The organism is Exiguobacterium sp. SH5S4 (assembly GCF_004337045.1).
Classification (GTDB): Bacteria; Bacillota; Bacilli; order Exiguobacteriales; family Exiguobacteriaceae; genus Exiguobacterium; species Exiguobacterium aurantiacum_A.
In genome coordinates, this window is sequence record NZ_SJUQ01000032.1 from 1 (window position 1) to 19,960 (window position 19,960).

At 54.7% G+C, this 19,960-nt stretch carries 18 protein-coding genes; 1 reads left to right on the forward strand and 17 read right to left on the reverse strand.

Annotated elements, in window-relative coordinates; translation table 11 throughout:
• Positions 1 to 129: 129 nt before the first annotated feature.
• The 8 genes from EVJ32_RS14100 to EVJ32_RS14135 all read right to left on the reverse strand — a co-directional run bounded on the left by EVJ32_RS14100 (position 130) and on the right by EVJ32_RS14135 (position 9,742).
• Positions 130 to 1,443, reverse strand: a complete 1,314-nt coding sequence (locus EVJ32_RS14100) for a dihydrolipoamide acetyltransferase family protein (RefSeq protein ID WP_131458853.1) — start codon at positions 1,441 to 1,443, stop codon at positions 130 to 132.
• A gap of 11 nt (positions 1,444 to 1,454) precedes the next feature.
• A complete protein-coding gene (locus tag EVJ32_RS14105; protein ID WP_070327068.1) occupies positions 1,455 to 2,432 on the reverse strand; it encodes an alpha-ketoacid dehydrogenase subunit beta in 978 nt (325 codons plus the stop codon).
• Complete coding sequence (locus EVJ32_RS14110; RefSeq protein ID WP_070327907.1) at positions 2,432 to 3,430, reverse strand: thiamine pyrophosphate-dependent dehydrogenase E1 component subunit alpha; 999 nt, start codon at positions 3,428 to 3,430, stop codon at positions 2,432 to 2,434. The genes EVJ32_RS14105 and EVJ32_RS14110 overlap by 1 nt, the downstream gene beginning before the upstream one ends.
• A 23-nt stretch (positions 3,431 to 3,453) precedes the next feature.
• The gene (gene lpdA / locus EVJ32_RS14115; RefSeq protein WP_131458854.1) at positions 3,454 to 4,863 is read right to left on the reverse strand and encodes a dihydrolipoyl dehydrogenase; all 1,410 of its coding nucleotides are present in this window, start codon (positions 4,861 to 4,863) and stop codon (positions 3,454 to 3,456) included.
• Entirely contained in the window at positions 4,847 to 5,938 is a 1,092-nt protein-coding gene (buk, locus tag EVJ32_RS14120) for a butyrate kinase (RefSeq protein WP_131458855.1), read from the reverse strand. The genes lpdA and buk overlap by 17 nt, the downstream gene beginning before the upstream one ends.
• A 1-nt stretch (position 5,939) precedes the next feature.
• Positions 5,940 to 7,061, reverse strand: coding sequence for a Glu/Leu/Phe/Val family dehydrogenase (locus EVJ32_RS14125; protein ID WP_070327065.1), 1,122 nt, complete (start codon positions 7,059 to 7,061; stop codon positions 5,940 to 5,942).
• A 24-nt stretch (positions 7,062 to 7,085) separates the two neighbouring features.
• Entirely contained in the window at positions 7,086 to 7,982 is an 897-nt protein-coding gene (yqiS, locus tag EVJ32_RS14130; RefSeq protein WP_201739053.1) for a phosphate butyryltransferase, read from the reverse strand.
• 122 nt (positions 7,983 to 8,104) lie between these two features.
• Positions 8,105 to 9,742, reverse strand: a complete 1,638-nt coding sequence (locus EVJ32_RS14135) for a sigma 54-interacting transcriptional regulator (RefSeq protein ID WP_131458856.1) — start codon at positions 9,740 to 9,742, stop codon at positions 8,105 to 8,107.
• A 133-nt stretch (positions 9,743 to 9,875) separates the two neighbouring features.
• Here EVJ32_RS14135 and EVJ32_RS14140 point away from each other — a divergent pair, with 133 nt between their 5' ends.
• Positions 9,876 to 10,124 carry a DUF2627 domain-containing protein gene (locus EVJ32_RS14140; RefSeq protein WP_131458857.1) on the forward strand — a complete coding sequence of 83 codons (249 nt, stop codon included), beginning with the start codon at positions 9,876 to 9,878 and terminating at the stop codon, positions 10,122 to 10,124.
• Between the two features lie 617 nt (positions 10,125 to 10,741).
• Here EVJ32_RS14140 and spo0A read toward each other — a convergent pair.
• From spo0A to folD, 9 genes are all read right to left on the reverse strand, one after another.
• Positions 10,742 to 11,473: a sporulation transcription factor Spo0A gene (gene spo0A / locus EVJ32_RS14145; protein WP_084812906.1), complete on the reverse strand. Its 732-nt coding sequence runs from the start codon at positions 11,471 to 11,473 to the stop codon at positions 10,742 to 10,744.
• On the reverse strand, positions 11,474 to 13,171 hold the full coding sequence (recN, locus tag EVJ32_RS14150; RefSeq protein ID WP_131458858.1) for a DNA repair protein RecN: 1,698 nt from the start codon (positions 13,169 to 13,171) through the stop codon (positions 11,474 to 11,476).
• A gap of 13 nt (positions 13,172 to 13,184) precedes the next feature.
• On the reverse strand, positions 13,185 to 13,634 hold the full coding sequence (gene ahrC, locus EVJ32_RS14155) for a transcriptional regulator AhrC/ArgR (RefSeq protein ID WP_016510386.1): 450 nt from the start codon (positions 13,632 to 13,634) through the stop codon (positions 13,185 to 13,187).
• 148 nt (positions 13,635 to 13,782) lie between these two features.
• A complete protein-coding gene (locus EVJ32_RS14160; RefSeq protein WP_070327061.1) occupies positions 13,783 to 14,604 on the reverse strand; it encodes a TlyA family RNA methyltransferase in 822 nt (273 codons plus the stop codon).
• A 6-nt stretch (positions 14,605 to 14,610) separates the two neighbouring features.
• Positions 14,611 to 16,503: a 1-deoxy-D-xylulose-5-phosphate synthase gene (dxs, locus tag EVJ32_RS14165; protein WP_070327906.1), complete on the reverse strand. Its 1,893-nt coding sequence runs from the start codon at positions 16,501 to 16,503 to the stop codon at positions 14,611 to 14,613.
• Between the two features lie 124 nt (positions 16,504 to 16,627).
• Entirely contained in the window at positions 16,628 to 17,503 is an 876-nt protein-coding gene (locus EVJ32_RS14170) for a polyprenyl synthetase family protein (RefSeq protein WP_131458859.1), read from the reverse strand.
• A complete protein-coding gene (xseB, locus tag EVJ32_RS14175) occupies positions 17,500 to 17,730 on the reverse strand; it encodes an exodeoxyribonuclease VII small subunit (protein ID WP_016510387.1) in 231 nt (76 codons plus the stop codon). Before xseB ends, EVJ32_RS14170 begins: the two co-directional genes overlap by 4 nt.
• Entirely contained in the window at positions 17,699 to 19,048 is a 1,350-nt protein-coding gene (gene xseA / locus EVJ32_RS14180; protein WP_131458860.1) for an exodeoxyribonuclease VII large subunit, read from the reverse strand. Before xseA ends, xseB begins: the two co-directional genes overlap by 32 nt.
• Positions 19,041 to 19,877 carry a bifunctional methylenetetrahydrofolate dehydrogenase/methenyltetrahydrofolate cyclohydrolase FolD gene (gene folD / locus EVJ32_RS14185; protein ID WP_131458861.1) on the reverse strand — a complete coding sequence of 279 codons (837 nt, stop codon included), beginning with the start codon at positions 19,875 to 19,877 and terminating at the stop codon, positions 19,041 to 19,043. Before folD ends, xseA begins: the two co-directional genes overlap by 8 nt.
• Positions 19,878 to 19,960 lie beyond the last annotated feature (83 nt).

Here is a 19,960-nt window from a genome sequence, read left to right on the forward strand (position 1 = left end):
GAAGTTCATCGCCGTGGGCATCGGGGGAAGTGCAAAGAAGGGGTCCGGCCACCGAAAATCGGTGACCGGACCCCTCTTTTTATTGAAAAGCTTTAAAACAGGCTAGTTATGTCCCAGCCCCTTTTTGGCTCAATAAAGCGTGTACGTGTTCGGGTCGATTGATTCGAGCGACTGTTTGATCGCCTGTAAAAACTGTCCGGCGACGAGACCGTCGAGGACGCGATGGTCGACCGACATGCACAAGTTGACCATGTCGCGTGCCGCGAACATACCGTTCACCCAGACGGGACGCTTCACGATCGACTCGACCGAGAGGATCGCCGCTTGCGGGTAGTTCAAGATCGGGGCCGATTGGATCGAGCCGAAAGCACCCGTATTGTTGATCGTGAACGTGCCGCCGCGCATCTCGTCGGCTTTCAAACGGTTCGCGCGGGCACGGCCGGCGACGTCTTGAAGCGCGACGGCGAGCCCTTTGATATTCTTCTCGTCCGCATGCTTGATGACCGGGACGTAGAGCGCATCGTTCGCCGCGACGGCGACCGATAGATGGATATCTTTATGGACTTTGATATGGTCCCCGGCCCACTCCGAATTCATCATCGGATGTTTCTTCAGACCCTCGACCGCCGCCTTCATGAAGAACGGCATGAACGTCAACTTGACGCCTTCCCGTTCGAAGAACTCATCTTTCAATTTGGCGCGCGCCTCGACGAGGTTCGTCACGTCGACTTCGATCATGAGCCACGCGTGCGGTGCCTCGTGCTTCGAGCGGACCATGTTGCTCGCGATCGCTTGACGGACACCCGCCGTCGGGATCATCTCGATGCGGTCTGACGACTCATTCGGTGTCGATGCGGTCATTGGCGCGACGGACGGTTTCGTGACGGTTTCTGGCACATCGAGCTTCACTTGCGTCATCGTCTCTTGGACCGGTACTTGCGTCGCCGGTTCCGGTTGGCGCGGACGACCTTCCGATAAGTAACGAAGGACGTCTTTCCGCGTGATCCGGCCACCGAGTCCTGAGCCGTCGAGTTGATCCAAATCGATATCGTTCTCACTCGCGAGACGGATGACGGCCGGTGAGAAACGCCCGTTCGCGCTTCTATTACGCGGCGGCGCGGAAACAGGAACGGTCGCGACGACCGCAGCCTGTTCCGGCTGCTTCGTGTCTTCAGTTGTCACTTCGGCGGGCTCATCGGTAGCGCTTGCGACTTCCATCGTCAAGACTGGTGTTCCGACGCTAACGGTATCGCCTTCACCAATCAACAGCTCTTTAATGATCCCAGCACTCGTCGCCGGGATCTCGGCCGTCACTTTATCGGTCATGACCTCAGCGAGTGGTTCATACTCTTCGACCCGGTCGCCCGGCTTGACGAGGAATGTCGTGATCGTCCCTTCGGTCACACTTTCCCCGAGTTGTGGCATTTTGATTGTCTGTTCCATGAGACCCCTCCTTAAAACGCAGCGAGCTGACGGGCCCGCTCCGCAATTTTTTCAGGGGATACGATGAAATACTTCTCCATCGGTGGCGCGTATGGCATCGCCGGCACGTCCGGCCCTGCCAAGCGCTCGATCGGCGCATCGAGTTCAAACAGCGCTTTCTCGGCGATGATGGCTGCAACTTCCCCGATGATGCTACCTTCTTTGTTGTCTTCGGTCACGAGCAGGACTTTACCCGTCTTCTTGACGGCTTCGACGATCGCGTCTTGATCGAGCGGATAGACCGTGCGTAAATCCAAAATATGCGTGCTGATCCCTTCCGCCTCGAGCGTCTTCGCGGCTTCTTGGGCCATATGGACACAGAGGCCGTACGTGATGATCGTCACGTCGTCGCCTTCGCGTTTGACGGCGGCCTTGCCGATTTCGACCGTATAGTCGTCAGTCGGTAAGTCCGCCTTTAACAAGCGGTACGCCCGTTTATGCTCAAAGAAGAGGACAGGATCGTTCGAACGGATCGCCGCCTTGAGCAGTCCTTTGGCGTCGACCGGGTCGGACGGGATGACGACTTTCAAACCAGGCGTCGAGTTGAACATGCCCTCGACCGACTGTGAATGATAGAGCGCGCCATGGATCCCGCCCCCGAACGGCGCCCGGATGACCATCGGGCACGTCCAGTCATTGTTCGAGCGATAACGGATTTTCGCCGCCTCGGACACGATTTGGTTGACGGCCGGCATGATGAAGTCGGCGAACTGCATCTCGGCGATCGGCCGCATCCCATACATGGCCGCACCGATCCCAACGCCTGCGATCGCACTTTCAGCGAGCGGAGCATCGATGACACGGTCCTCACCATACTTTTCAATCAAGCCTTGCGTCGCCCGGAAGACACCACCGCGGACGCCGACGTCCTCACCGAGCACGAACACGTTCTCATCGCGTTCCATCTCTTCATGGATTGCTTCGTTGATCGCTTCAATAAACGTTTTCATCAGTTATCCCCCTCGTACACGTGGTCCATCGTCGATTCCGGTGACGCATAAGGCGCCTTGTCGGCGTACGTCGTCGCTTCGTTCACTTCGACGTCGACTTTCGTCTCGATGTCTGTGAGTTCGGCCTCGGTTGCGACGCCATCTTCGAGCAATCGCTTCCGGAACAACTGGATCCCGTCGCGGTTTTTCAGTTCGGCGAGTTCTTCTGACGAGCGGTACGCCTTGTCATCATCATCCGACGAGTGCGGCACGAGCCGTTCGACTTCCGCCTCGATCAACGTCGGCCCTTCTCCGCGGAGTGCGCGGGCGCGGGCCTCTTTCACGGCGACGTAGACGGCGATCGGGTCTATCCCGTCAACCGTCACTCCTGGCATCCCGTATCCTTTCGCCCGGTCCGAGACGCGCTCGCAAGCGAGTTGCTTCGACAGCGGTACCGAGATCGCGTACTTGTTGTTCTCACAGAACAAAATGACCGGAAGCTTATGCACGCCGGCAAAGTTTGCCCCTTCGTGGAAGTCCCCTTGGTTCGACGAGCCTTCACCGAACGATACGAACGTGACGAGCTCTTCTTTTTTCAGTTTGGCCGCGAGTGCGACACCGACCGCATGCGGTACTTGCGTCGTCACCGGAGACGACCCCGTCACGATGCGAAGTTGTTTCGAGCCGAAGTGACCTGGCATTTGCCGGCCGCCCGAGTTCGGGTCTTCCGCTTTGGCGAACGCCGACAACATCAAGTCACGCGCCGTCTGACCGAAATGCAAGACGACGGCGACGTCCCGGTAGTATGGGAGAATGTAGTCGGTCCCTTTCTCGAGGGCGAACGCCGCCCCGACTTGGGCCGCTTCTTGTCCTTGACACGAGACGACGAACGGGATTTTCCCGGCTCGGTTCAATTTCCACATCCGTTCATCGATTTTACGGGCCCGGACCATCGTCTCAAACATCGCGGTGAGGTCTTGTTTCGACAAACCGAGCTCTTCATATGAATTCACAGTCATTTGTTCCATTTTCTGTTTCCTCCTTAGGCGTGAATCGGTAACCCGTCCACGGCGAGCGCCGCTTCTTGGAATGCTTCGCTCAGTGCCGGGTGCGGGTGGACGAGCTGACCCATCTCCCAAGCCGTCGCGTTCAAGACGAGGGCGAGCCCGCCTTCAGTGATCAGTTCTGTCGCTTTCGGTCCGACGATGTGCACTCCGAGCAGGTCGTCAGTGTCCGAATCTGAGATCAGCTTGACGAATCCGTCGGCCTGTCCTTCGATCCGGGCTTTCCCGAGACCGTTGAAACGGTACGTCCCCGTCTTGACAACGTGTCCCGCTGCTTTTGCCGCCTCTTCGGTCAATCCGACCGATGCGACTTCGGGTACACCATATACACAGCGCGGGATGACGTTGTAGTCGAGCGGTGTCGGTTCTTGACCGAGAATCGCTTCGACCGCTTTGACACCTTCAGCTGACGCGACGTGGGCGAGCTGGAGTTTTCCGATGCAGTCGCCGATCGCAAAGATGTGACGTTCTTTCGTCCGATATTGCGAGTCGACTTGGATGACGCCGTTCTCGACGATGATCGACGTGTTCTGCAGCCCGAGGTCTTCCGTATTCGCGATCCGACCGATCGAGACGAGCACACAGTCGACCGTGATCTCTTCGTCGCCGACCGCGAGCGCGACATCGTCCGCTGACACGGTCGTGCGTTCCGGGTCGACCGTCACATTTTTCTTCACACGCACGCCGCGTTTCTTGAGCAGTCGCTCGACTTCTCGCGAGACGGCCTTGTCTTCGAGCGGTAACAGACGTTCGCCGACCTCGATCAGCGTCACGTCGACATCGAGGTCGATCAGCATCGACGCCCATTCGACGCCGATGACGCCGCCTCCGATGATGGCGATGGACGTCGGCAACTGCTCGAACTGGAGCAAGTCGTCTGAATTGAGGATGCGCTCATGATCGAACGGCAACCCTGGGAGCTCCCGGGGGATCGATCCCGTCGCGATGATCAACTGGTTCGGCAACAACAGCTCCGACTCGCCGGTTTCATCCTCGACCGCGACCGTTCCCGGTTGGGGCGAGAAGATGCTCGGTCCCAAGATCGAGGCTTTGCCGCGGAACACTTCGATTTTCCCTTGCTTCATCAAGTGCTCGATGCCTTTCTCAAGGCCGGAGACGAGCTCTCGTTTGAACGTTTGTGCCCGTCCCATGTTGAACGTGACCGTCCCGACTTCTACGCCATACGTTTCGCCATGTTTCGCCGTTTGATAGACGTGCGCTGCCTTCAAGAGCGCTTTTGTCGGGATGCAGCCTTTATGTAGACATGTCCCGCCTAGTTTTTCCGCCTCGACGATCGCGACGTGCTTACCGGCCTGCGCCGCTTTGATCGCGGCGACGTAACCACCAGGTCCGCCGCCGATGACGATGACATCAAATTCTCGTGCCATGTGTATCCCCCTCATATGCTTTTACAGCTTCTTCTTGCCGGATGATCCGGAGGGCCCCTTCCGTGAGCGCCTTCAATTCATCCTCACCCGGATAGACGTGGACGGGTGCCAAGTAGCCGACCCGGTCTTTGATCTTCCCGGTCAGCCAATCCGAGTAGGCGATCCCGCCCGTCAAGATGATGGCATCGACGTTCCCTGACAGCGTGGCCCCGTGCTTGGAGATCTCTTGGGCGACTCGGTACGCCATCGTCTCATAGAGAAGTGCGGCCTTATCGTCACCTGCCGCCATCCGGTCTTCGATCTCGATGGCGTCGACCGTCCCGAGGTGCGCATACAATCCACCGCGACCGACGATTTTCTGTTTCATATCGTCTTTATTATACCTGGTACTATAACATAGTTCTACTACCTGTCCAACAGGAATCGAGCCGGCTCGTTCCGGTGCGAGCGGACCGTCCCCATCGAGTCCATTGTTCACATCGATGACGTTTCCGGACGCGTGCGCCCCGACCGTGATGCCGCCCCCGAGATGCGCGATAATCAAGTTGAGCTCGTTGTAATCGCTTCCATTTTCTGCTGCGAAGCGCTTGCCCACGGCTTTTTGATTCAAGGCGTGGAAGATGCTCCGTCGATTGATTTCCGGCATGCCCGTCGCTCGAGCGAGGTCATGCATCTCGTCGACGACTACCGGGTCGACGATAAAATTCGGTACTTGAAATAATTCTCCGAGCTTATGGGCGATCAAGCCGCCCAAGTTGGATGCGTGCACGCCGTAACGCCCGCTCGTGAGATCTTCGCGCATGAGTTCATTGACGGCATACGTCCCTGAAGTCATTGGGGCGAGCAGTCCGCCGCGACCGACAATCGCCGACAACGATTCGCCGGCGATGCCCGATTCAATTAACAAGTCCCGTACTTCTTGCTCCCGGTGAGGCAATTGTTCCGGGAGTGACAATCCTGTGACATCTTCTCCGTGGCGGACCGTTTTCGACAAAATTTCGTCTGAGCCCTCAAATAAACCGACTTTCGTTGACGTCGATCCCGGGTTGATCGCTAGAACGAGCTGTCTCGTCATATTAGCGCCCACCTAACAGGCTTTTTTCGACTTTCAAGAACTGGCTGCGCGAGCGCGACATCATCTGGATGCGCTCTTCGGCCATCTTCTCTGCCGCGACGTGAGTCGGTACCCCGTCCCGTTCAGCGATTTCGAACACACGCTGCATGTTGTCATAAATCAAGTCGACTTTCTTCATGGCCCGCTCGCGGTTGTACCCTTCGAGCTCATCGGCCACGTTGATGACACCGCCGGCATTGATGACGAAATCTGGTGCGTACAAGATGCCTCGCTCCTCTAACACGTCGCCGTGACGGTCTTCAGCGAGTTGGTTGTTGGCCGCACCGGCCACGATTTGAGCTTTCAGTTGCGGGATCGTCGCATCGTTGATGACCGCACCGAGCGCACATGGCGCGAAGATGTCACACTCGACCGCATAAATCTCATCCGGTTTGACGACTGTCGCCCCAAAGTCCGTCTCGGCTCGTTTGAGCGCGTCTTCGTTAATGTCCGTGACGATCAGATGCGCGCCTTCCTCATGCAAGTGGCGGCACAAGTTATAGGCGACGTTCCCGACACCTTGGACGGCGACCGTCTTGCCGGCGAGCGAGTCGGAACCGAACTTCCACTTCGCGGCCGCCTTCATGCCGCGATAGACACCGTATGCAGTAACAGGAGACGGGTTGCCGCTCGAGCCGAACGCAGGGCTGACGCCCGTCACGTAGTCGGTCTCCATATGGATGAAGTCCATATCGGCGACGGTCGTGTTGACGTCTTCAGCCGTGATGTAGCGACCGCTGAGCGACTGGACGTAGCGGCCAAAGGCACGGAACAATGCTTCCGATTTGTCCGTCTTCGCGTTCCCGATGATGACGGCTTTCCCGCCGCCGAGGTTGAGTCCCGCCGCCGCATTCTTGTACGTCATCCCTTTGGCGAGACGTAGCACGTCTGTGAGCGCCTCTTCTTCTGATGTATAATTCCACATCCGCAGTCCGCCGAGGGCTGGTCCGAGCGTCGTATCATGAATCGCTATGATCGCTTTCAAGCCTGATGCTTGATCTTGGCAAAATACGATCTGTTCATAGTCCTCAGCCTGCAATACGTCAAAAATTCGAAAGCGTGGTTCCATGTTTGTTTCCATCATTTTTTATTCCTCCTGAGTCATCAGTTATTTTTTAGCGTGCAGTAGGGCGAACGCGAGCGAATAAAGTTTCGCCTCGGCCGTATCGGCCCGGCTCGTCAAGACGACGGGGGCACTGGCCCCGACGACGATCGCCGCGACGCTGGCCCCGGCGAAGTACATGATCGATTTATAAAGGACGTTGCCGACCTCTATGTATGGGACGAGCAATAGGTCGGCTTGTCCGGCAACTTCACTAGCGATCCCTTTTTGTTTGGCGGCAATCATGTCGACGGCGTTGTCGAGTGCGAGCGGTCCATCGACGACGCAACCCTTGATTTGGCCGCGCCGGTTCATCTGGGCAAGGAGCGCGGCGTCGGTCGTCGCGGTCATTTGCGGATTGACCACTTCAACTGCCGCGATTGCAGCGACACGTGGCAACTCGTAACCGATGTCTCGCATCGCGCCGACCGCATTATGAATGATATCGACTTTCTCTTCGAGCGTCGGAGCGATATGGATCGCCGCGTCGGTCACACCGATCAACCGCTCTCGATTTGGAATTTGGAACAAGGCGACGTGGCTTAGCGTGCGATTCGTCCTTAGTCCCGCCTCCCGGCTGAGCACCGCCTTCATGAAGACCGAGGTCGACACCATTCCTTTCATGAGGACATCAGCCTCACCGTTGCGAACCGCGAGCGTCGCTCGTTTGGCGATATCGGCTTCTCCCTTGACGTGTAAAATATCGATCGTCGACTCGGCAATGTCATGTTCATCACACAAGCGTTTAATCTCCCGGGCATCCCCGAATAGGATAAATCGTGACAATCCATGGTCGGTCGCAAGCTTGACGGCGCGGATCACTTCCACGTCGGCCGCCCCGGCAATCGACACGGTACATCCATCTAACCGTTTTGCCCGTTCAAGCATCCTGTCAAAGTTCATCGTTGTCCCCCCTAACCTGTCTACACTTTATATTATGCAAGTTTGCTTCCGCTTTTGAAAGCGCTTTAAACGAAGAACCACCCTGCAATACATTGCATAGTAAGCAGAATTATGCATGCATATTACTGCAGACGTTCAAGTTTATTATACAGCGTCCGGATCGAGATGTGTAACCGCCGCGCTGCTTCTGATTTGTTCCCGTCCGCTTCAGCGATCGCCCGGTCGATCAAGTCTCGTTCATAGCGAGCGACGGCGTCTTGAAGCGATACGGCTTCGACTGATCGCGCCGTGACGGTCCGTGTCGATAGTTGAAGGTGATGGGGAGCGATCCATTGCTCAGAACTCGCCATATAAATCATCGCCCGGCCGATCACATTCTCAAGCTCACGGACGTTCCCTTTCCAGTATTGACTCTTTAATAGTTCAATCGCAGCTTGATCGACCCCATGGACGAGTCGACCATACTCTTGATTCAGTTTACGGATAATCCGCTCGCAAAGCGGCTCGATCTCTTCAAGTCGGTCACGGAGCGGCGGGATGTGGATCGGCATCCGGTTGATCCGATAATATAAATCCTCGCGAAACGTCCCGTCCGCCACTTTCTGTTCTAAGTTCGCGTTCGTCGCCGCGATGATCCGGACATCGACCGGGATCGCGTTCGTGCCCCCGACTCGAACGACTTCATGTTCTTGGAGGACCCGGAGTAGCTTGACTTGAACGTCGACCGGGAGTTCGCCAATCTCGTCTAAAAACAAAGATCCGCCGTCCGCCTCCTCGAAATAGCCAACTTTCCCGCCGCGCCTTGCCCCGCTGAACGCACCATCCTCATACCCGAACAGTTCGCTCTCTAACAGCGTCGGCGAGATGGCTGCACAGTTGACCCGGACAAACTTTTTAAACTTCCGCGGCGATTCGCCGTGGATGGCGTGGGCGAACAGTTCTTTGCCGGTGCCGGACTCGCCGCGTATGAGCACGGTGACCGGCGTGAGTGCCGCTAGGCGGGCTTGTTCGATGACGAAGCGCATCGCTTCGCTCGTCGCAATGATATCTGTAAATTGATATTTCGCCTCCAAGTTGCGAATCCGCGTCTTCGCTTCCTTCAACTCATCACGCAACGCCCGGATTTGGGACACGTCGCGAATGACGCCGACGGAACCGCGCAGCTTCCCTTCGACCACAATCGGTTCGGCGTTGACGAGGATGTCTCGGCGCGTCGCCCCGATCTGCATCCGAATATCACGTACGCCTTGACCAGTCGATAAAACTTTCAAGTGCACGCTCTCCTGCACTCCAATGTCGGCCGTCGCCGGTTTATCAACGACATCTTCTTTTTTAAATCCGGTCAGGCGGGTATAGGACGGATTGATTAAAATCGTATTCCCGTTATGGTCGGCGACCGAGATCGCCTCGCTCGTACAGTCGATGATCGCTTCGAGCATCTGTTGGTTCTGCTTCAGCCGCTCGACGACGATCCGGATAAACTCGCCTGGTAGCACGACCGCCTCCGAAAAATGGTCCTTCAGTTCAACGAACGTCTCGCTCTGTCCGGTCGTCTCGATCACAAAGTCGACTTTTTTGTCGGCACACGCGTGCCAATCGCTCGAAGTCTGGATCCCCCAACTCCGTGCTAGCTTCAACCCCTCTGCCGCTATGTCCGAGTCGATGACGGCAGCGACGGTGACGAGTGGGGAATCAAGGAGCATCTTGAGCACCTCGGTCCCGCCTTTCCCCGCTCCGACAATCAACAATCGTTTATTCATTTTTAAAATCCCCCAATTTTCCTAATCTATATTCATGCTACTCAACCGCCTTCCTTTTCGCAACTCTTCGAAAAAGGCAGTGTTTCCGCTCTCGTTTTCTGTTAAAATAATGAGTGGAAAAGGAGGAGATACTATGCGTGCGATCGCGCTTCTGATCCTAATCATCCCAGGCCTATTCGGTGTCTACGGCATCAAGCTTTTACGTGACAGCTTCTTTTTAAAAACGAGTGCCCCGTTCACATGGATCGAGTCGGTTGCTGCAGCATCGATGTTGCAAGGAACGTTCGGTCTGTTACTGGCAATGGGCGGTATCGGTTTCGTTGCAGGGTATATCTTTAATCGCGACAAGAAGACAGGAAAAGTCCCACGAATAGATTCTTGAACACACAAAAAAAAGGTTCCCTAACTTGACTTCATTTCAAGTGCGGAACCTTTTTATTCATATTGAATTGTGATCACTACGGATGATCTCCTTTCAGACTTGCTATACTGCTTTGACATGAGATCCAATGGTCTTCTTAATGAAGAAGTTTGAAAGAAATTAGTAACTGCCGTCTTGCGTGAACGGAAACGTACTCATTCGAGTTACTAACAAATGTTCATCGGGTCATGTCCAACCATCCATTGTGAAGTCGAACGCTTGCCATGAGATGTTCAACGATTGACAACACTCCTTTTGGTCAACTGAACGATTCGTTTTACCCTGACATGGGTCCCTAGCTTCGAACCGATGTCGGAATCGTCTCGCAAATGAGCGAATGTCGCGACCTCTCGTCGGAACAATAACGATTTGAGATGTCGTTCGCACCTCTGAGCTATTAACGGATAGCGAGCCGAGATGATTTCTTGCTCTAACCTGTTCCGGAACATGTTAGAAAGCGTTCATCTGACGCTCGTCCAAGTAACTTGGTACACCTTTATTATAACAAGAATCATCAAAAATGCAAGCGCTTTCTTTATAAAAAAAGAAAAGAAATCAGGGGGATTCCCCTGACTCCTTCATTGTTGTTTGAACGATTGGTACGTGACGAAATACGAAATAAATTCTGAGTTTTTCGGGCTGCGCTCTCGCTCTGGACGACCGTCAAACATCTCGTGATCCCGCATCCCGTTTTCCCAAGCCGTCTTAATCGCGTGACGCATCGCCCGCTCGACCCGAGACGACGTCGTCTCATGTTCTTTGGCGATCATCGGATACAATTCCTTTGTGATCAACCCTAAAAGTTCTTGCCGCTCCCTAACATAGACGACCGCTTGGCGGATATACTTAAACCCTTTGATCCGCGGCGAGATGCCGAGCTGTTGCAACAAGAGCGAGATGTCGAGTTCTTCTGGCGACATCGGCTCGAACTCGCGGCTTGAACCCGCGGCCAGCTCGCGGATTTTAGAGATCAGTTGTTGAATGTTGAACGGTTTGACCAAGAAATAAGAAGCACCCAGTTGAACGGCCTGTTTCGTGACTTCATCTTTCCCGAAAGCGCTGAGCATGATCACTTCCGGCTTCGTGTGCGGCAAGTCTACTTGAAGCCGTTCTAGCACACCGATCCCGTCAAGATGCGGCATGATGATATCTAGCAGTAGCACGTCCGGCTGGTGTGTCTTGACGACGTCTAAGCATGCTTCGCCGTCGAAAGCGGTCCCTACGACTTTCAAGTCGGACTCGGACTCAAGTTGTCGAGTCAACAAGTCGACGATTTCACGATTGTCGTCCGCAATGCATAATGTAATCAATTAAGACACTCCTTCGATAAACTTCCGTTTTAATTGGAGGGACATATCAAGTAGCTCCTCCACATGCTGTTTCGTCAGATCGGTCATTTGCGCACCGGCAATCATTCTTCCGAGTTCATCGATGCGGTCCTCATGGTTAAGCGCGGCGACGTTTGTCTTCGTCCGTTCGTCCGTCTCGGTCTTCGTAATATACAAGTGATGATCCGCCATGGCGGCCACTTGGGCCAAATGCGTGATACAAAGCACTTGTGAACCGACCGACAAGCGGAAAATCTTCTCCCCCATCGCTTGGGCAACCCGTCCCGAGACACCCGTATCGACTTCGTCAAAGATAATTGACGCGACACCGACCGTCCTTGAGAAAATCGATTTTAACGCGAGCATGACCCGTGACAGCTCTCCGCCCGAGGCGACTTTCGCTAGCGGCTTGAACGGCTCTCCGACGTTCGTCATCATATAGAATTCGACTTGATCGAGCCCGTCCGTCTTGTACGACACTTCTTTGAACCGGACCTCGAACTTCGTCTTCTCCATGTAGAGCTCTTTCAACTCACGCTGAATCGCCTTCTCAAGCTCGCCGGCCGCTCGTTTCCTTGCTGCCGACAACTCGAGGCCGGCCGAACGCATCAAATGTTCGAGTCTGTCGAGTCGATCTGTTATTTCTTGAAGATGTTCTTCCCGATTTGTCATCGTTTTTAACTCTTCTGTGATTTTTTCTCCGTACGTGATGACGTCGTCAATCGTCGCCCCGTATTTCCGTTTTAATTGTTGGAACAACGCGAGGCGCGTTTCAATCTCATCGAGCCGGATCGGATCAAATTCAAGCGAATCGAGTTGGTCGCGCAATTGGAACTTGGCGTCTTCAAGCAGGAAGTACGCGTTCGAGATCGTCTCGGCCATCGGCGCAAGTGACGCCGTGAGCGCCGAACCTTCCTCCATCTCCCGCATCGCGATGCCGATTTGATCAATCCCTTTCCCCTCGTCCGCAACGGCGTCGTAGGACAAGCGGACGTGCTGATGAATCCGTTCAAAGTTTGCAAGTTCGTTCCGTTCTTTAGTCAACGCCTGCTCTTCCCCGACTTTGAGCTCGGCCGCGTCGATTTCATTCGTTTGAAACGATAATAAGTCCATTCGTTGGGCCAATTCCTGCTCGCTCTGGCTGAGTCGTTTCAGTTCATCAGCGACACGTTTCCAATCGGTGTACGTCTCGTGATAACGCGCTAACAACGGGGCCAGATCCGTTTCGCCGAAACTGTCCAATATGCCGAGATGGTGCTCGGCATCCATCAAATGTTGGTGCTCGTGTTGTCCATGAATATCGACCAAGAGACGTCCCAACTCACGCAACGTCGACAGCGGCATCATTTTGCCGTTGACACGACACACACTCTTGCCGCTACTATGTAAATCACGGCGCAAAATGACGGTCCCTTCCTCGATCTCGATTCCGTACTGCGTCGCCGCCTCGATGATCAGGTGATCGGGTTCGACGACGAACAGCCCTTCGATTTCCGCTTTATCTTGACCGTAACGCACGAATTCACTCGAACCTCGTCCTCCGACGAGCAGTCCGATCGCATCCAAGAGAATTGATTTTCCCGCCCCCGTCTCTCCGGTCAATACGGTCATCCCGCGCTTGAACGTGACGTTCAATTCATCGATGATCGCAAATTGTTTGATCGATAGTTCTGCTAACATCTGATAATTCACCTCATAACATTCCGAGTAGTCGTTCGATGATCTGCTTCGCCTGGTCCTCATCCCGTGCAATCATCAAGATCGTATCATCCCCGCACACTGTCCCGATCAATTCATCCCATGACAAGTGGTCAATCAAGACGCCGATCGCGTCCGCATTACCGGGCAACACTTTCATGACGACCAAGTTTTGGGCCGAGTCGACTGAGACGAAGCTGTCGCCGAGTATCCGTTTCATCTTGCCATACGGGTTGAAGCGCTGGTCGGCCGGCAGACTATACTTATAGCGGCCGTCATTGAGCGGCACCTTGACGAGATGAAGTTCTTTAATGTCACGCGACACTGTCGCCTGCGTCACTGGGTAACCAGACCGATGGAGTTCGTCCACGAGTTCATCTTGGGTCTCAATTTCACGATTCGTAACGATCTCTCGAATTTTAATCAATCGTTGTCCTTTGTTCATACAACCTGACACCTCATTTTTCGTTTCACATATACAGTATCATTCTAAAGTATTGGCGAAAAAAGGTCTACCATTCCAAGGTTGAAAAGGAAAGATATGGTGAGCAACCACCTTCAAAAACAGCTGCAGACAAATCGTCTGCAGCTGTTCATACGGTTTTCTTCAGTTGAGTATGTGCCTTGTCGATGACCGCTGACACGTCGAGAGCTGGTTCGACCCCACCGATCCCTGTGTAACGGGCGAACAGCAAGAATTCGATATTGCCGTCACCGCCAGTGATCGGCGAGAAGTCGAGCCCTTCGACCCAGAACCCTTCAGATGCGAAGTAGCGGACCATCTCATTGACGACGCGTTCATGAATCGACCGGTCCCGAACGATGCCTTTTTTTCCGACATCCGCTTTACCGGCCTCAAATTGAGGCTTGATGAGCGCCATGACGACACCGTCCGGTTTTAAAATTTGTTTTAACGGCGGAATCATCAGCCGAAGCGAGATGAACGAGACGTCAATCGTCGCAAAGTCGGGTTGAATCGGGAACTGCTCGTTCGTCGCGTGCCGAAAGTTCATCCGTTCCATGACGACGACGCGTTCGTCGCTCCGAAGCTTCCAAGCCAACTGATTGTAACCGACGTCGACCGCATACATTTGCGTCGCCCCGTTTTGAAGGGCACAGTCGGTAAAACCACCCGTCGACGAGCCGATATCGATCCCGATACGCCCGGAGACGTCGAGCGGGAACACTTGGAGTGCTTTTTCAAGCTTTAGCCCGCCACGGCCGACGTAAGGCATTGTCTGCCCTTTGACTTCGAGCGGGATGTCGTCAAACACTTTATCGCCGGCTTTATCGAGCCGTTCGGTCCCGCTGTAAACGATTCCGGCCATGACGGCCCGTTTCGCTTTCTCTCTCGTCTCCGCTAACCCGCGATCGACGAGCAATACATCTAATCTTGTTTTATTTCGTTTTTCCATAATTCCTCACACATTCTGTCGATTTGTCATTTGAATGAACTGCTCTACCGATTCCGCGATTTGAGACGGTCTGAGCCCGATTTCTTCTAGCAGTTGATTGACCGCGCCATGTTCAATATAACGGTCCGGAATCCCTAGACGAAGGACGCGCGGGAACTGTCTCGCATCACTCGCATGCTCGAGCACGCTGCTTCCGAATCCTCCGGCAAGAACGGCCTCTTCGAGCGTGACGAGCGGGATGCCTTCCTCATAGAGCGCGGTAAGCATCGCATCGTCGAGCGGTTTGATCGTACGGCAGTTGATGACCCGTACGCTCCGTTGTCCTTCGAGGAGCGTTCTCACTTCTAGCGCATCTTGCACTTGCGGCCCGAACGTCAAGATGGCCACGTCCGTCCCGTCAGCCACGACTTCCCACTCATCGAGCGGAAGTTCACGCAACGTCTCACTCATCGGGGTACCGATGCCTTCTCCGCGCGGGAACCGCACAGCAATCGGTCCATCATCGTATTTTAACGCCGTGTAGACGAGATGTTGCAATTCTTCCTCATCTTTCGCCATCAAAATCCGAATATTTGGCACATGGCGCATGAAGGCGATATCGAACACGCCTTGGTGCGTCTCCCCGTCGGCGCCGACAAGGCCCGACCGGTCAATCGTGAAGACGACGTTCAAGTTTTGGCGGCAAATATCGTGCACGAGCTGATCATATGCGCGCTGGAAGAACGTCGAATAAATCGAAACGACCGGTTTGAGACCTTGTGTCGCTTGACCTCCGGCGAGCGTGACCGCATGTTGCTCGGCGATGCCGACGTCAAACATGCGTTCCGGGAATTGCTTGTTGAAACAGTCCAGTTTCGAACCGACGCTCATCGCTGGCGTGATCAACGTCACACGCTCATCCGTCTCCGCGACTTTCGTGATCGTTTCGGCCACGACTTTTGAATAACTCGGTCCTTTGACTTTCCCTTTAATGACTTCACCAGATTCAATCTTGTACGGTCCGAGACCGTGCCACGTCCCGATGCCGTCTAGTTCGGCCGGGCGATAGCCTTTGCCTTTTTTCGTGATGACATGGACGAGTACCGGTCCATCAATTTTTTTCGCATACTCGAGTGTCTCGAGCAAATCTTTCAAATCGTGACCGTCCGTCGGTCCAAAGTAAGTGAAGCCAAGTTCTTCGAAGAACGTACCCGGTATGAGTGCCGACTTCAACATATACTTGACTCGTTCGCCACTGCGTTCGAGCGAACTTCCGACAATCGGGATGTGCTTGATGAGCGCTTCGACTTCCTCGCGGGCATGCTTCAGTTTACGTGACGCGCGCATCCGGCCGAGCATATTATGCATCGCCCCGACGTTTGGCGCGATCGACATTTCATTGTCGTTTAAAATGACGATGACGTTTTGTTTCTCGGCCCCGATGTGATTGAGTGCTTCGAGCGCCATTCCGCCCGTGAGAGCACCGTCTCCGATGATGGCGATGGCGCGATCATTCGCTCGCCCTTTTAGCTCGTTGGCGATGGCAATCCCCATTGCCGCCGACAACGAGGTCGAACTGTGCCCCGTCTCCCATACATCGTGCTCGCTCTCACAGCGCTTCGGAAACCCACATAAGCCATTATACTGGCGAAGCGTGTCGAACTGGTTCGTCCGTCCCGTTAAAATTTTGTGGACATAGGCTTGATGCCCCACGTCCCATACGAGTTGATCTTTCGGGCTGTCAAATACACGGTGCAAGGCAAGCGTCAACTCGACAACGCCGAGGTTCGGTCCGAGATGCCCTCCCGTTTCTGCCAATTTTTCAATCAAGAACCGTCTGATGTCTGCGCCAAGCGCTTCGATCTCGGTCACCGACATTTTCTTTAAAAATGACGGGTCTTGAATGGATGTCAGGTCCATGATGACCATCCTTTCTCCTGTCGTATTACTGATTCGTACCTTACATTTTACAAGAATGTGTCCATATATGCTATACATACAGAAAAACAAAGGTGACACGATGTGCTCATCGTGTCACCTAAAGTCAATGATTGCGTTTGACGACAAAGTAAAGTAGCTCATGCAAACGAGGTGAAGCGACCGACAGTTCGGCGAGCGCAGCTTCAGCTTGCGCGACTTCTTGAGCGAGCGCTTGTTTCGCACCGTCAAGACCGAGCAGCTTCGGATACGTCGATTTATCGTTCCCTTCATCCGAACCGACGCGCTTCCCGATCAACGCCTCGTCGCCTTCGACGTCTAAAATGTCATCTTGGATTTGGAACGCAACACCGAGATGCGCTCCGAAACGCTTCAATGCCGCTTGGTCGCTTGCGGACGCATCGGCCAAAATCGCGCCTGCTTCGAGCGCATAGACGAGCAGCGCCCCGGTCTTGCGGGCATGAATCGACTGAAGCGTCTCGAGCGATACGTGTTGTCGTTTCTCGGCTAACATGTCGTCTAGCTGTCCACCGACCATCCCGGCGCTACCGGCCGCCTCGCTGAACCGTGAAATCAAACTCACTAGTTTTTCAGGCGCGGCGTCCGTGCGGGTGATCACCTGAAATGCGTCCGTCAAGAGCGCATCGCCCGCAAGGATCGCGGTCGCTTCATCAAACTGGCGATGGTTCGTCGGACGGCCTCTGCGGACATCGTCGTCGTCCATCGCCGGCAAATCGTCATGAATGAGTGAATACGTATGTACCATCTCGAGTGCGACGGCGGCTTCGTGACCAAGTTCAATCGGTCGGCCGTATGTATCTAGGACGGCGTAAAGAAGGGCCGGACGAATCCGTTTCCCACCTGCCTCTAATGAATAGGTCATCGCTTCGAACAGTCGCTTCGGCATGGCCGCGTCGTCAACGAGACGACTCATCGCCTGTTCGACCGCACGTTTCCACTCATCGAGCATCAACTGACTCATACGGCGCCTCCTTTGTCACGGAGCGTACCGTCCAGTTCTAAAATTTCGTCCATTTTCTTTTCGGCAGCCGTCAATTTTGACTGACAAAGCGCCGACAGACGAACACCTTCCTCGTAGAGCGTCATCGCTTCTTCAAGCGCGACTTCTCCAGTCTCAAGTTTCGCCACGATGTCTTCGAGTCGGGCCAGCGCCGTCTCAAACGTCTGTTCTTCTTGTTTCTTCGCCATAATGTCTCTCCTTCACTTCCGCGACGGCATGACCGTCACGGAAACGGATCGTCACGACTCCGTCATGTAGTTGTTTGACATCTTTCACGTACGTCCCGTCTTGCTCGGTAAGCGTATAGCCTCGGGATAGGACCGCGAGCGGGCTGACCGCATGCAACCTGCCGGCCTGCGCGGTAAAGCGTTCGGTCGGCCGTTCGAGCGGCCGGATCCGGTTCAGTCGTCCTTCAAATTGACGGTACCGTTCATCGTTCGTCCGCAGTGCCCGAGCCAAATTCCGGACATCGAGCCGCTGCTGCGATTGAGCGAGACGATGGCGGGCGAACGTCAGTTGTTTGGTGACACCTTGCTCGAGACGGATCTCAGCCTGAGCGAACCGGTCCCGCTTTTGTGAGAGCGTGAACCGCGGCGACTTCAACCCGTAGCTGTTCGCCGCCCGTTCGAGCCGGTCGCGCACAGCTGTCATTTGATTCGTGACGGAACGCTGCAACTGCATCGTCAAACGCTCGACGTCTTTTCGCTGCGCATCGATCGTCGCCGTCGCGAGTTCCGCCGCAGCCGTCGGTGTGGCCGCACGTAAGTCGGCGACGAAATCGGCAAGCGTGAAGTCGGTTTCGTGACCGACGGCCGAAATGACCGGAATCGTCGAGTTGTAAATCGCTTCAACGACGATATCTTCGTTGAACGCCCACAGTTCCTCGATCGAGCCACCGCCCCTGCCGACGATCAAGACGTCACAGTCCGTCCGTTCGTTCATCCAGCGAATCGCACTCGCTACTTGCGGGGCCGCCAAGTCACCTTGGACGGCAACCGGCGCGAACGTGATGGCCACGTGTGGCGCCCGGCGCCGCAGTGTCGTCGCGATGTCGTGCAAGGCAGCACCTTTTGGGGACGTAATGATCCCAATCCGTTCAGGGAAGGCCGGGAGCGAACGCTTCCGTTCCGCGTCGAACCACCCCTTCGCTTCGAGTTCGCGCTTTCTCGCCTCGTAACGTTCAAACAATAGACCGACACCGTCTTGACGCATCAGTTCAACGTACAGCTGAACGTCACCCGTCGCCTCGTACATCGTCACGCGAGCGATGACGACGACGTTCATCCCGTCTGTCGGTTCGAACGTGAGTGTTCTGGCGTCACGTGAAAACATGACTGCTTTCATGCGAGACGCCTCATCTTTCAACGTGAAATAGCAATGACCCGAAGCGTAACGTTTAAAGTTCGAGATCTCACCGACGACCGCGATTTGTTGTAAAATCGGATCGTCGTCAAGCTGTCGTTTGACGTAACGGACGACTTCGGACACTTGAATCGGATTAGCCACGCGAAGCGACCTCGACCGTGTTATGCATGAGCATCGTGATCGTCATCGGTCCGACGCCGCCAGGAACAGGCGTGATGGCGCTCGCGACGTCACGGACGCCTTCATAGTCGACGTCCCCGACGAGGCGATTGTCGACACGGTTGACACCGACGTCGATGACGATCGCACCTGGTTTGACCATGTCGGCCGTGACGAGTCCGGCCCGTCCGACCGCGACGATCAAAATATCGGCCTGTCTCGTCATCGCTCCGAGGTCAGCCGTCTTCGAATGGCAATACGTGACGGTCGCTGACTCGTTCAAAAACAGCATGCCGACCGGTTTGCCGACGATCTGGCTTCTCCCGACGACGACGACATGCTTCCCGACGAGATCGGTCTGCGTTTTGACAAGATGCAAGATCCCGTGCGGTGTACATGGCAACAAAGTATTCAATCCGAGCATCATTTTGCCGACGTTCTCCGGATGGAAGCCATCGACGTCTTTTTCTGGAGAAATCCGCATGATGACGCGGGATTCATCGATATGGTTCGGTAACGGAAGTTGGACGAGAATCCCGTGCACCTCATGATCGTCATTCAATAAATCAATCAGCTTTAGTAACTCTGCCTCGGTCATGTCTTCATCAAATCGAAGTATTTGCGAGTCGATGCCAATCTCTTCGGCCGCCCGCTCTTTCCCGCGAACATAACTGTGGCTCGCCGGGTCATTCCCGATTAAAACGACTTTTAATTTCGGTATGATCCCGCGTGACCGAAGAGCCGTCACCTGTTCTTTCAACGTTTCCCGATACGATGCTGCGATTTGTTTCCCGTCGATCACTACTGCCATCTCTCTCATCCCCCATTGTCTTAGGTTTCTCTGTAGTTGGTGTGGTGTCTTCTCTATTTGTTTAACAGACCGTGTGCTTGTCT